At 71.4% G+C, this 13,013-nt stretch carries 12 protein-coding genes; 4 read left to right on the top strand and 8 right to left on the bottom strand.

Annotation, left to right across the window (positions count from 1 at the left end; translation table 11 throughout):
- The first annotated feature begins 30 nt into the window (after window positions 1-30).
- A complete protein-coding gene (locus tag ACZ6SA_RS37480; RefSeq protein ID WP_347650730.1) occupies window positions 31-1,125 on the top strand; it encodes a PrsW family intramembrane metalloprotease in 1,095 nt (364 codons plus the stop codon).
- A gap of 351 nt (window positions 1,126-1,476) precedes the next feature.
- Window positions 1,477-2,097, top strand: a complete 621-nt coding sequence (locus ACZ6SA_RS37475; RefSeq protein WP_347650729.1) for a pyridoxamine 5'-phosphate oxidase family protein — start codon at window positions 1,477-1,479, stop codon at window positions 2,095-2,097.
- 23 nt (window positions 2,098-2,120) lie between these two features.
- Here ACZ6SA_RS37475 and ACZ6SA_RS37470 read toward each other — a convergent pair whose 3' ends face one another.
- From ACZ6SA_RS37470 to ACZ6SA_RS37460, 3 genes are all read right to left on the bottom strand, one after another.
- Window positions 2,121-2,288: a hypothetical protein gene (locus tag ACZ6SA_RS37470; RefSeq protein WP_347650728.1), complete on the bottom strand. Its 168-nt coding sequence runs from the start codon at window positions 2,286-2,288 to the stop codon at window positions 2,121-2,123.
- 371 nt (window positions 2,289-2,659) lie between these two features.
- Window positions 2,660-2,800 carry a hypothetical protein gene (locus ACZ6SA_RS37465; protein ID WP_465833601.1) on the bottom strand — a complete coding sequence of 47 codons (141 nt, stop codon included), beginning with the start codon at window positions 2,798-2,800 and terminating at the stop codon, window positions 2,660-2,662.
- A gap of 131 nt (window positions 2,801-2,931) precedes the next feature.
- A complete protein-coding gene (locus tag ACZ6SA_RS37460; protein ID WP_347650727.1) occupies window positions 2,932-3,381 on the bottom strand; it encodes a hypothetical protein in 450 nt (149 codons plus the stop codon).
- 71 nt (window positions 3,382-3,452) lie between these two features.
- Here ACZ6SA_RS37460 and ACZ6SA_RS37455 point away from each other — a divergent pair, with 71 nt between their 5' ends.
- Window positions 3,453-4,559 carry an MFS transporter gene (locus tag ACZ6SA_RS37455; protein WP_347650726.1) on the top strand — a complete coding sequence of 369 codons (1,107 nt, stop codon included), beginning with the start codon at window positions 3,453-3,455 and terminating at the stop codon, window positions 4,557-4,559.
- 75 nt (window positions 4,560-4,634) lie between these two features.
- Complete coding sequence (locus ACZ6SA_RS37450) at window positions 4,635-4,886, top strand: hypothetical protein (RefSeq protein ID WP_347650725.1); 252 nt, start codon at window positions 4,635-4,637, stop codon at window positions 4,884-4,886.
- Between the two features lie 61 nt (window positions 4,887-4,947).
- On the opposite strand, the gene ACZ6SA_RS37445 is transcribed toward ACZ6SA_RS37450, so the two are convergent.
- The 5 genes from ACZ6SA_RS37445 to ACZ6SA_RS37425 form a co-directional block, all read right to left on the bottom strand.
- Entirely contained in the window at window positions 4,948-6,645 is a 1,698-nt protein-coding gene (locus ACZ6SA_RS37445; RefSeq protein WP_465833599.1) for an ABC transporter family substrate-binding protein, read from the bottom strand.
- A gap of 18 nt (window positions 6,646-6,663) precedes the next feature.
- On the bottom strand, window positions 6,664-8,685 hold the full coding sequence (locus ACZ6SA_RS37440) for a dipeptide ABC transporter ATP-binding protein (protein ID WP_465833597.1): 2,022 nt from the start codon (window positions 8,683-8,685) through the stop codon (window positions 6,664-6,666).
- Window positions 8,682-9,590 carry an ABC transporter permease gene (locus tag ACZ6SA_RS37435; protein ID WP_347650722.1) on the bottom strand — a complete coding sequence of 303 codons (909 nt, stop codon included), beginning with the start codon at window positions 9,588-9,590 and terminating at the stop codon, window positions 8,682-8,684. The genes ACZ6SA_RS37440 and ACZ6SA_RS37435 overlap by 4 nt, the downstream gene beginning before the upstream one ends.
- Window positions 9,587-10,573, bottom strand: coding sequence for an ABC transporter permease (locus tag ACZ6SA_RS37430; protein WP_443151016.1), 987 nt, complete (start codon window positions 10,571-10,573; stop codon window positions 9,587-9,589). Before ACZ6SA_RS37430 ends, ACZ6SA_RS37435 begins: the two co-directional genes overlap by 4 nt.
- A gap of 68 nt (window positions 10,574-10,641) precedes the next feature.
- Window positions 10,642-12,993, bottom strand: a complete 2,352-nt coding sequence (locus tag ACZ6SA_RS37425) for an AAA family ATPase (protein ID WP_465833594.1) — start codon at window positions 12,991-12,993, stop codon at window positions 10,642-10,644.
- Window positions 12,994-13,013: the final 20 nt, after the last annotated feature.

Genomic DNA, 13,013 nt, shown 5'->3' with positions numbered 1-13,013 from the left:
GGCGGACCGAACGGGAAGTGAGGCAGCACGATGACAGCTCCGCCCCAGAGCATCCTCTCCCAGCGCCCCAGCAAGGCCCTGCTGATCGGCCTGGTCGTCTCTGGCGTGCTGGCGCTGCTGGTGCTGGCGGTCATGCTGGTGTCGGGCGGTCCCGTCGGCTTCGGCCTGGCCGCGCTGCTGGCCGTGGCGCCGCTGCCGGTGCTGCTCGCCGCGGTGCTCTCCCTCGACCGGCTGGAGCCCGAGCCCAAGCTCAGCCTCGCGTTCGCGTTCGCGTGGGGCGCGGGGCTGGCGATCGTGCTGGGCATCGCGCTGACGGTCGTGGGGCAGCAGCTGTTCGTCCGGGCCGGGTTCGGCGCCGCGGTCGTCGACGACGTGGGCGCCGTCGTGCTCGCCCCGGTGATCGAGGAGGCGCTCAAGGGCTCGGCGCTGCTCCTGCTCCTGCGCAGGCGCAGGGAGATCGACGGCCTGACCGACGGCATCGTGTACGCCTCCATGGCCGGCCTCGGCTTCGCCGCCGTGGAGAACGTCGGCTACTACCTGCTGGCGTTCGCGGAGGACGGCGCCGGCGGTGCGGTGCAGTTGTTCGTCGTGCGGGGCCTGATCGACCCGCTCGGCCACCCGGTCTACACCTCCATGATCGGTGTGGGGGTCGCGTACGCGCTCACCCGGCGCACCGCGGGAAGGTACGCCGCGATCCCGCTGGGTTACCTGGCCGCCGTCTTCCTGCACGCACTCTGGAACGGCGCCGCCACCACGGGATCGCTGGCCTGGCTGGGCCTGGCCTACCTGGTGATCATGGTGGCGCTGGTCGCCCTGATCGCCGTGACCGTCGCCGAACGCCGTCACCTCGTCGCCAGGATGGGCGCCTACCTGCCCGGCTACGCGCCGACCGGGCTGGTCACCGAGGCCGACGTCAGGATGCTCAGCACGCTGCCCGGCCGTAAGCAGGCGCGCAAGTGGGCCAGGAAGGCGGGGCTCGGCCGGGCCATGAGCGACTACCAGCAGGCGGCGACCGAGCTGACCATGCTGCACCTGCGGGCCGAGCGGCAGGGCATGGACCCCGCCCGGTTCGCGGCCGAGCGCGACGCGTACCTGACGGCGATGGCGCACGCCCGGCGCTGGTAGCGGTGTGGTGATGTGGCCCGCGGGGTCCGGAACTCTGGCAGGCACGCCAGCGTACGCGTCCGTCACGCCGGGTACGAGACCTCATCCGGCAAGGCGAGGAAAGGACCGGACATGATCCCTGGCTGCGGCAACTGCAACTGCAACGACGCGATGTACGAAGGCAAGCCGTCCCACTGGACCACGTTGCGCGTCGAGTAACGGCACCGCGCCGGGGCCGCCCTCCTGTCCCACCACGGCCGGCCCCGGCCCGCCCGTTCGAGCCCGGGCGCGGAGCTCGTACTGCGGGCAAGCTCACAGGATGCTCGGCCCGATTCCCTGACAAAATAGGGGAAACCCCCGAAGGGAGATCAGATGAGCTGGGCGGAGATCGGGTCCGAGGACGAGTTGCGCGAGCTCCTCGGCGAGGTGATGCCGAGGGCCGCGAACAAGGAGCGCGTGCGCCTCCACCAGCGCGACCGCGACTGGCTGGCGGCCTCGCCGTTCTGCCTGGTCGCCACGTCGGACGACAAGGGCGCCTGCGACGTCTCGCCCAAGGGGGACCCCGCCGGGTTCGTGCATGTCATCGACGACACCACGATCGCGATCCCGGACCGCCCGGGGAATCGCCGGGCGGACGGATTCCTCAACGTCCTGAAGAATCCGAATGTGGGGTTGATCTTCCTCATTCCCGGCCGCAACGAGACCCTGCGCATCAACGGCCGGGCCAGGCTCGTACGCGATGCCCCCTTCTTCGACGAACTGATCGTCAAGGGTCACCGGCCGCACCTCGCGCTCGTGGTGGAGATCGAGCAGATCTTCTTCCACTGCGCCAAGTCGTTCCTGCGCTCCGCGCTGTGGAAGCCCGGCACCTGGCGCCCCGACGTCCTGCCCTCGCACGCCAGGCTGGTCAAGGAGGTGCAGGTGGTCGAGGAGAGCGTGGAAGAGCTGGAGACCTACTACGGCAAGGCCTACGCCGAGAAGTTGTACCGCTGACGCAGGAGCCCCGGGGAGGGCCGTCAGGCGGCGGAGGTGGGGCCGCCGGGGAAACGGATCACGTTTCTCCCGGTGTAGGCCCGCAGATCGATCACTTTGGGGTCGGCGGGCGGCTTGCGGCGGTCCGCTGTGCGGATATAGCGGACCTTGTGCCTGGCGATGTGTGGCGGCACCGCCACCAGCCTCGTCATCGTGAGCCCCCCGTGATGTCCTTGTTATTTCTGTGTCTACAGAAACCCCCGTAAATTCGGCGTAAGGAGCAGCTCAGTAGGGAAGCGTGCGACCCGCAGGCGAGCGCAGGTCCAGCTCCACCGCCGGCCGCGGGCGCCGTTTGGCGGTCGACTTCACGACTCTCACGCGTTTCACGGTCGTCCCCCTTTCTGAACGCGTGCCCTGTCTCCTGCGACGATGCGCCGCGCCGCTTGACGGCGGCATGCCGGGCACTCGTCACCCGCCATGCGCGCCAACCTAACCGGGGCTCACTGATCGGCTCAATGCATTTCCCGACAGAGAAGGTGTCTCGGGTGCCCGGTGTGAACCGCGCGGCGACCCCGATCCGGTCTCAGGCGCCCGCCTCTTCCGCCGGCCCGAGCGTGGCGCGCTCTGCCGGGGTGCAGCCGATGGCCTGGCGCCAGGCCGCCACCGGCCATGGACGCTCGTCGCTTTCGCCGGCCTTCCTCAGGTCGCGGCTGTGCGTCTCCACACAGTACCCGCAGCTGTGACCTGGCCGGCACGCAGCCTGACCAGCACGAAGGCAGCTGCTCGCTGTCGTGCAGGAGCTGCTCCGCCGCGCAGAAGACCGCGCAGAAGACCGCGCAGAACACGGTGGCGGGTCTAGCCTTTGCAGTTGCCCCAAGCCGCGCGTCCGCCCCAGGCCTCGACGCGGTTGCTGGAGTCGCGGGTCCAGCCGGAGTAGCGCACGCACTTCCAGGCGCCGTCGATGTGGCCCGTCTCGGCGTAGTAGCGGTATTTCTGCACGTCCTCGCTCCGGCCGCCGCCCCGGACCTCGAGGTGGGCGCCGGTCACCGTGCGGGCGCCCTTGTACGCCGTCTTGATCGCGGCGACGCAGTTCTTGCCGCTGCGCTTGCTATACATCAGATAAACGTGCCCGAACACCGCTCCCGCGCGGGTCTTCATCGCGCGGTGGCCGTCCTTGACCCGGTGGAAGCCGGGGCCGCAGACGCGCTCGGGGGTGTAGGCGGCCGATCCGGCGTAAGCGGCGGAGGGGAGGGCGGCGATTCCGGTGGCGGCCAGGGCGGTCGCGATGACCGTGCGGATAAGCACGTGTGTCCTTTCGGCAGGCGGCAATAAGGACATCGTCGATCTTTACTGTGACTTGACCAAAATTTCAAGGGGTGCTGGTCATCATGCCGCTGATCGCGGTCTGCGCGGTGTGGGGTGTGTTCTGGGGTTCGTGGTCGGTCCTGCTGCCCGCCGTCAAGCTCGAGCTGGGGTTGTCGGCGAGCGACCTGGGGCTGGCGCTGAGCGCCGTACCGGTGGGGGCGCTGCCCGCGATGGCGCTGGCCGGCAGGCTCGCGCGCGGGCGCGAGCGGGCGGCTCTGCTGGGGTTCACCGTGCTGTTCGCGCTGAGCGTGGCGGGCATCGGGCTGGCGGGCACGGCCTGGCAGCTGGCTCTCGCGCTCCTGCTGGTCGGCGCGGCGAGCGGCGCGCTCGACATCGCGCTCAACCTGGCCACGGGGCGGGCCGAGCGCGAGAGCGGGCGCCGGCTCTTCCAGCCCGTGCACGCCGCCTTCCCCGTCGCGGTCATCGCCGCCGCGCCGGCCACCGGGCTGGCCCGCTCGCTCGGTCTCAGCGCCGGTGCGGTGCTCGTGGCGATCGGCCTGATCGTGATCGCCGCCTCGCTGACGCTGCTCGCGCTGCCGCTGGGGCGCGGTCTGCCGGTCACCTCCTCCGAGATCGACCGGCGCAGCCTCGTGGGGGCCGCGGCGCTGCTCGGAGCGCTCGCCGCCTGCGTGCTGACCATCGAGAACTCGGTCGAGCAATGGTCGGTGCTGCTGCTGGAGGAGCACCGCGGGGCGTCCCCGCTGACGGCCAGCGCCGCGCCCGCGGTCTACATGGGGGCGTTGACGGCCGGGCGGCTCATCGTGCAGGCGCTGCCAAGGACGCCGCTCAGGGCGCTGTACCTGGTGGCGGGGGCGGGCGGCGGCGCGGGCATCGTGCTGGCCGGTCTGGGCGGCAGCGTGCCGGTCTCCATGGCCGGGTTCGCGCTGGCCGGGCTGGCGCTCGGCCCCATGGTGCCCGCCCTGCTCAGCCGGGCCGCCGCCGACGACGCCGGCGGGACGCTGGTGTGGTGGGTGTCGACGATCTCGTACACCGGGTTCGTGGCCAGCCCCCTGCTGGTCGCCGGGCTCAGCGGCTGGCTCGGCCTGCCCGCCGCGCTGGCGGCTCTCGGGCTGCTCGGCCTGCCGCTGATAGGCCGCTTCGTGGTGCGCGGGCCGTGACGGACGGCCGGAATACGGCCGCTGTTTGGGGAAAGGAGACCCACGAACTGCGGATCCAGTGCAAAGGGGATCATCATGGCTGTCTGCGAGACCTGCGGCAACGACTACGACATGGCGTTCGAGGTGCGCGCGCAAGGGGCCGTGCACACCTTCGACTGCTTCCAGTGCGCGATCGAGGCGATGGCGCCCATCTGCGAGCACTGCGGTACGAAGGTCATCGGGCACGGCGTCCAGTCGGGCGAGCACTGGTACTGCTGCGCCCATTGCGCTCGGGAGGAGGGGACCAAGGGCCTCGTCGACCGCGTCACGGCCGGCGCGTCCACCTGACGGCGGCCGCCGCCACCGCCACCGGCGGCGCGGGGGCGGGGTGAGCGGCCGGCCGGGCGCGTCAGCGCATGAAACCGATGTCCTCGTAGCGGAGGTCGTAGAAGCCGCGCGCCCCCACGTTGGCCAGCGTCTCCCGGGTCGCGACGATCTGCGGCCGCTGGTAGAGCGGCAGCACGGTCACCAGCTCCCAGATCAGCCGGTCCGCCTTGTTGGTCTCCTTGCGGGCCTGCACCGGGTCCAGGCTCTGGGCGGCCCGGCTCATGGCCTCGTCGACCGCCGCCGAACCGACGCGCCCGAAGTTCGCGTTCCAGGTCTTCCCGTCGGGCGCGTTCGCGTAGATGCCGTAGCTGCTCGAGACCGGGAACGGTGTGCCGATGTAGGCGAACGGCGTGATGTCGAAGTTCCCGGGGATCACGTACTTGCTGAAGAAGTCGTCGCTGGGCACGGCCTTGATGGTCAGTTTCACGCCGATCTGTGCCAGCATGCTCTGCGCCAGCTCGCCCTCCGACTTGCTGAGCTGCACCCCCGACGGCACCACGAAGCGCAGGTCGAGGGGCCTGCCGTCCTTCTGCCTGACCGTGCCGCCCGCGCCCGCGAGCTTCCAGCCGGCCGCGTCCAGCAGCTTCTTGGCCCGCTCCGGGTTGTAGACGCCCAGGGCGCCGGCGTTGTCCTGGTAGCCCTCCTGCGTGTTCATGAAGAAGTGGTTGTTCAGCAGCGCGATCGGCCAGTCCAGCCCCTGCAGGTCGGACCGGGCGATGGCCTGGCGGTCGATGCCGAGCTGCACGGCCAGCCGCACATCGCGGTCCTTGAGCAGCTCGCTCGACCCGTTGAAGGTGAAGTGCCGGAAGTCGGGGCCGGCCGCCTGCCGCACCTGCGCGCCCTGGGCGGCCCTGGCGCGGGCGAGATCCGGGGCGGACGGGCCGAGGTCGACGACGTCGAGCTCGCCGTTGCCGAACGCGCCGATCAGCGCGTCCTGCTCCGACGCCCGGTAGATGATCTTGTCGAGCTTGGCCCGGTCACCCCACCAGGTCTCGTCCCGTACCAGCGTGATCGTCTTGGCCGTCTGGTCGAATCCGCCGAACTTGAACGGACCGGCCGACACCGGGATCTTGTTCAGCCAGGCGTTGTTGAAGGACTCGGGCGTGCGGTTGGCGGCGGCGGGCAGCAACGGCGAGAAGAGCGACTGCCAGTCCCCGAAGGGCCGGTCGAACGTCACCACCACCTCGAAGTCGTTCTTGCCCCGCGCCACCTGCCCGATGTCCTGATAGCCGGTGGACGAGGCGATGCGGAAGTCAGGGTCGCGCCCGTTCAGCGCCCGCCACTGCGCCCGGTAGTCGGCCCACGTGATCGGCCGCCCGTCGGACCATCTGGCCTTGGGGTTCAGCGTGTACGTGACCACCTGCTGGGGCCGCCGCTCGGTCACCCTCGCGTCGATCACGTAGTTGTCGTTGACCGTGATCTCCGCCTTCTCGTCCGACAGGAACGGCGAGGGCAGCAGCGCGTTGCTGACCACGGCGGCCATCGCCAGGTTGCCGTCGACGTGGTTCCTGTTCCACTGCGCGGGGAACTCGTTGATGCCCCACCGCAGCGTGCCGCCGTCCTCGACCTTGTCGCGCGGCTGCGGGTTGACGTCGTAGGCCTTCGGCGCACGGTCGTCCCCCGCCGTGCCGCCGCCTCCCGAGCCGCCCCCGCCGCCGCAGGCAGCCAGCAGGAGCGAGCCCGTCACGGTGACGGCCACGACAAGACGTGATGCTTTCATCGAGCGATTACCTCCTGGTCATACGACGTCGCGCCGCTCGGCGTAGTGGCAGGCCGCGCCCTGGTCCGCGCCCAGCGGGCGTACCTCGGGCTCGACGTCCACGCAGAGCCTGCGCTCGTCCCCGGTGAGCTCCGCGCGGAACTTCGGGCATCTGGTGCGGAAGCGGCAGCCCGTCGGAGGGTCAGCCGGGCTGGGCAGGTCGCCTTCGAGCAGGATCCGGTCCCGCGCGCGCTCACGCACCGGATCGGGCAGCGGGATCGCCGACAGCAGGGCCTGCGTGTACGGATGCATCGGAGCCCGGTAGACGGCGTCCACCTGCCCGATCTCGGCGATCCTGCCGAGGTACATCACGGCCACCCGGTCGGCGATGTGGCGCACCACGGCCAGGTCGTGCGCCACGAACAGGTAGGACAGGCCGAGCCTGGCCCTGAGCGAGCCGAGCAGGTTGATCACGCCGGCCTGGATCGACACGTCGAGGGCAGAGACCGGCTCGTCCAGCACGAGCAGCCGGGGCTCCAGCGCGAGCGCGCGGGCGATGGCGATGCGCTGCCGCTGCCCGCCGGAGAAGTCCTGCGGGTAGCGGGCGGCGTGCGAGGGGTCGAGGCCGACCAGCGCGAGCAACTCGGCGATCCGCCGTCCTGGACGCCGCTGCCCGTGGGCGCGCAGAGGCTCGGCCAGGATGTCGTGCACCGTCATGCGCGGGTCGAGCGAGGCCAGCGGATCCTGGAAGACGACCTGCATGTCGCGCCGGATCTCGGTGCGCCGCGCGGCGTCGAGCCGGGCGGTGTCGTGGCCGAGCACGGTGATGCTGCCCCGCTGCGGCGGGGCCAGCTCGAGGATCTGTGTCAGCGTGGTGGTCTTGCCGCTGCCCGACTCGCCGACCAGTCCCAGCGTCTCGCCCTGGCGCAAAACGAAGTCGATCCCGGCCACCGCGTGCACGGTGCCGATCCTGCGCCTGAACAGCGCCCCCTTGAGCAGCGGATAGTCCTTGACCAGGCCGCGCACCTCCAGCACCGCGCGCCGCGGCCGCCGCGGCTGTCGCGGCGCGGCGCGGGGGGCCTCCGGCGCGCCGGCGGCGTACGGGGCCACCTCCTTCCAGCGGATGCACGCGGCGCGGTGCCCGTCTCCCACCTCGAACAGCGGCGGCTCGCGCTCCTCGCACGCGTCGATCCGCATCGGGCAGCGCGGCGCGAACGGGCACCCGGGCGGCAGCGCGGCCGGCGACGGCGGGCTGCCCTCGATCGGCGTCAGCGGCCGCCGCCCGCCCTCGTCGACGCGCGGGATCGAGCCGAGCAACCCCACCGTGTACGGCATCCGCGTCCGGTAGTAGACGTCGTCCACGCCGCCCACCTCGACCGGCCGGCCGGCGTACATCACCAGCACCCGGTCGGCGAAGCCGGCCACCACTCCGAGATCGTGGGTGATCATGATGATGGCGGCGCCGGTCTTCTGCTGCGCCTTCTTGAGCACCTCCAGCACCTGCGCCTGGACGGTCACGTCGAGCGCGGTGGTCGGCTCGTCGCAGATGATCACATCGGGGTCGTTGGCGATGGCCATCGCGATCATCACGCGCTGCCGCATCCCGCCGGAGAACTCGTGCGGGAAGGCCAGCGCCCGCTCCGAGGGGCGCGGGATGCCGACGAGGTCCAGCAGCTGCACGGCCCTGACCATGGCCGTCTCCTTGCCGACCCGCTGGTGCACGCGCACGGCCTCGGCGATCTGGTCGCCCACCCGGTAGACGGGCGTCAGCGCGGACAGCGGGTCCTGGAACACCATCGACATGGCCTTGCCGCGGCAGGAGGTCAGCTCCCGCGCGGGTGCGCCGATCAGCTCCCTGCCGTGCAGGCGTACGGACCCGGTGACGCGCGCGCCCGGGGGCAACAGCCCCATGACGGCAGCCGAGGTGACCGACTTGCCCGATCCCGACTCGCCGACGATGCCGAGGACCTCGCCGCGGCGTACGGTCCAGCTCACCTCGCGCACGGCGGGCACGCCGCCGAACGACACGCTGAGGTCGCGCACGTTGAGCACCGGGCTCATCGCGCCCTCTTCGACGAGGGGTCGAACGCGTCGCGCAGGGCGTCGCCGACGAGGTTGACCGCGAGGACGGTGACCACCAGCAGCCCCGCGACGAACCAGAACGTCCACGGCGCGTAGACGGCCGTGCGCGAGCCGTCGGCGATGAGCGTCCCGAGCGAGACGTCCGGCGGCTGGATGCCGAACCCGAAGTACGACAGCGAGGTCTCGGTGAGGATCGCGGTGCTGACGTTGAGCGTGGCGTCCACGATGAGCAGGGACGACAGGTTGGGGATCACGTGGCGGAAGATGATCCGCACGGGAGGCACGCCCATGTAGCGGGCGGCCTGGATGAACTCCCGCTCCTTCGTCGAGATCGTCATCCCGCGGACGACCTTCGAGGTCACCATCCACAGGAACAGCGCCAGCGTGATCACGAACAGCGGCCACCGGCCGGACCCGAACAGCGGCGACATGATCGCCAGGACGAGGAACGCGGGCAGCACAAGCAGCAGGTCGCTCACCCAGGTCAGCGTCCGGTCGGTCCATCCCAGGAAATAGCCCGCGAACGCCCCGACCACGGCCGCCAACGCCGTGGACACCAGCGCCGCGAGCAGCCCCACGACCAGCGACTTCTGCATGCCGCGCAGCGTCACCGCGAAGACGTCGGCGCCCGTCTGGAGCGTTCCGAACCAGTGGTCGGGCGACGGCGGCTGCAGGAACGCGGTGAAGTCCTTGTCGAGGTAGCTCCACGGGCTGACCAGAGGCCCCGCGAAAGCCAGCAGGAACATCAGCGCGAGCACCGCGAACCCGAGCCGCCCCTGCCCTGAGCGGAAGAACCGCCCGGCGATCAGGCGCGTCCTGGACGGCGCGCCCGCCATGACGCCGTCGCGAAGCTCCTCGGCCAGCTCCTCCTCGGACAGCGTCATCGTGCCCGCACCCTCGGGTCGAGCGCGGCGTGCAGCAGGTCGGCGGCCAGCGAGGCGCACAACACGGCGACGGCCGCCAGGAGGGAGATGGCGGCGACGGTGTTGACGTCGTTGCGGAAGATCGAGTTGATCAGCTGCTCGCCCAGGCCGTGCCAGCCGAAGATCTTCTCGGTGAACGTGGCCCCCGTCAGCAGCGTCCCGAACGTGAACGCGAAGTAGGTCGCCACGGGGATGAGCGCGGTCCGCAGCGCGTGGCGGATGAGCGCCCTCCTTCTGCTCAGCCCTTTGGCCATGGCGGTGCGCACGTAGTCGGCGCCCAGCACGTCGAGCATCATGTTGCGCTGGTAGCGGCTGAAGACGGCGATGAGTCCCACCGACAGCGAGACGGTCGGCAGGATCAGGTGTTGCAGCCGGTCGAGCGCGTGACCCCAGAACCCGGTGTCGAGGCCGTCGCTGTATTCGCCGCTGACCAGGAACACCTGGCGGCCGAAGACGTGTTCGTTGGCCCACGTGGCCCCCAGGATCAGGATGTTGGCCAGCACCACCACCGGCACGGCGAGCACCACGAACGACAGGCCGGTCGAGATGCGGTCGAACCATCCGTACTGCCGGGCCGCGGCCAGCGCGCCGGCCAGCACGCCCAGCAGGCTCCCGCACGCCAGCCCCAGCACGACCAGCCGGAAGGTCACGCCCATGCGGCGTTTGAGGTCGTCGTTGACCGGTGTGCCTCCGACCGACCTGCCGAAGTCGCCGTGCAGCACGCCCGCTGCCCACGTGGCGTAGCGCTGCAGCAGGGGAGTCCTGTCGTTGAGGTTGAGCGCGGTCAGCTGGGCGTCGACCACGGCGGCCGGCGGCTTCGGCGTGCGGTCGGCGTAGTTGGAGCGGGGGTCGAGGGCCGTGGCCGCCAGAAGGTAGGCGAGACTGGCGGCCACCACGACGAGCACGGCGTAGTTGAGCAACCTGCGGGCAAGGAACCCCGCCATCGCTCCCCCTTCGACGCCGAGCCACCCGTCGTGCTCATCTTGCTACACAGGGTGAGCGTCGTGGTGGATTACCGGCCGGAAAGTTCGTCCACGGCGGTGCGGACGTCCTCGCTCGTGATCGTCGTCAGGTCGGCGGAGCTGGCCGAACCGCCACGCGAGGCGTGCGCGGCCAGCCTGACGTCGCGGCGCATGGCGGCGCGCTCGAACAGCGACCGGGCGAAGCGGCCGTTGCCGAGCCCGTCGATCAGCCGCTCCTCGCACACCCAGGCGAACACCTCGTCGAGCCGGCGCAGCGCCTCCTCGTCGAACGAGTCGCCGGACCGCTCCGCGAGCAGCACCGCGATCTCGGACAGCTCGGAGGGGGAGTAGCTGGGGAAGGCCACCCGCTGGTTGAACCGGCTGGCCAGGCCGGGGTTGGTGGCCAGGAAGGAGTCCATCTCGCGCTGGTAGCCGGCCAGCACGATCACGAGCCGGTCGCGGTCGTCCTCGGCGCGCTTGAGCAGGGTCTGCACGGCCTCGGCGCCGAACGCGTCGCCGCCCTGGTAGCCGGGATTGACCAGGCTGTAGGCCTCGTCGATGAAGAGCACCCCGCCCAGCGCCCGGTCGACCAGCTCGTTGGTCTTGATGGCGGTGGCGCCGAGGTGCTGGCCGACCAGGTCGGCCCGGTGCGCCTCGACGACGTCGGGCCTGGCCAGCAGGCCGAGCGCGGCGAACACCCGGCCCAGGACCCTGGCGACCGTGGTCTTGCCGGTGCCGGGCGGGCCGGCGAACACGAAGTGCCGCATCTGCGGCGGGGTGGGCAGCCCGCGCTCCTGCCGCATCCTGGCCACCTGGAGCTGCGCGGCGATGGCGTGCACCTGCCGTTTGACGGGCTCCAGGCCGGCCATCCTGTCGAGGTCGGCCAGCGCCTCCTCCAGCGTGGGCGTGGCCACGTAGCCGCGGAACCGCGCGGTCAGCTCCTCGAACGCCTTGGTGACGTCGGGCGTCGTGGTGGTGACGAGGTCGTGCGTGCTCGGAGTGCCGCCGGCGCCCACCACGCGCACGTCGCGGGCCTGCGCGGCGGCCTCCACCAGGCTGCGCGCGAACCTGGCGTTGCCCAGCTCGTCGACCAGGCCGCGCCGGTGCACGTCGTCGAAGAGGCCGAGCAGCACCCGCTTGGTGTCGTCGCCCATCGTGTCGCCCCTGCGCTTCTGCAGCAGCTCGGTGACCTCGACGAGCTCGGCGGGGGAGTAGCCGGGGAAGCGCACACGCGTGGCGAACCTGCTGGCCAGGCCGGGGTTGCTGGACAGGAACGAGCCCATCTCCTGCTCGTAGCCGGCCAGGATGATGATCAGCCGGTCGCGGTCGTCCTCCGCCCGCTTGAGCAGGGTCTGCACCGCCTCCGCGCCGAACCTGTCGGGCTGCCCGTCGGAGGAGTTGACCAGCCCGTACGCCTCGTCGATGAACAACACGCCGCCCAGCGCGCGATCGACCAGCTCGTTGGTCTTGATCGCGGTGGCGCCGAGGAACTCGCCCACCAGGTCGGCCCGCTGCGCCTCGACGACGTAGGGGGTCTCCAGCAGGCCGAACGCGTAGAAGATCTTGGCCAGCGCGCGGGCCACGCTGGTCTTGCCGGTGCCGGGCGGGCCGACGAAGACGAAGTGCCTGGTGGGCCGGCCGGTCGTGTAGCCGGCCTCGGCCCGCAGCCTGGACGCCTCGATGGAGGCGGCGATCGAGCGCACCTGCTCCTTGACCGGCGACAGGCCGACCATGCTCTCCAGCTCGCCCAGCGCCTCTTCGACGGAGATCTGCGGCGGCGCGGCGGATCTGTCCTGTGGCGACTCCGGCCTCCCCTCGCGGGCCCTGACCCGGACCTGCTGCTCCTCGGCCGCCGCGCGCTCGGCCTTGGCCTTGCGGGCCAGCAGGAAGCGGTGGATCAGCACCGCGAGGGCGGCGGCGTACGCGACCCAGACGGCGACGCTCTCGGAGGCGAAGGAGAGCGGGACGGCGAGCAGGCCCGCGGGGGCGAGCGCCACCAGCGTGCTCACCCACGGCGTCACCCAGCGGATCAGATGGGCGCCGGCCGCCACGGGCAGCGCCAGCCCGACCATGAGGTGCACCGAGCCCGAGCCGGCCGGGAACAGCCCGGAGAAGAGGGGCAGCGCCAGCACGACCCAGCCCGCGACCACGAGGGCGGTGGCGGCGGCGCGCGGGAAGCGCATGGTCAGCGCGACGAACGCGAGCGCCATGAGGACGAGCGGGAAGGTGCGCAGCAGGTCCCAGCCGAGTGCGGCGCCCACGCCCATGGCGGCGACCAGCACGACCACGTAGAGCACCCGGCGCACGGCGGGGGGAATCTGGTAGTAACGCTGCCGCACCTTCTCGAACAGATCCCGCGCCGCGGCCCGCCCCGCCGCCTGGGCCCTGTCGGACTCACGCATCACGCCTCCCCGGTCCGCCC

Source organism: Nonomuraea sp. NPDC049378 (assembly GCF_055586745.1).
The sequence above is the reverse complement of the archived record's forward strand: the minus strand, read 5'-3'. Positions and strand labels throughout refer to the sequence as shown.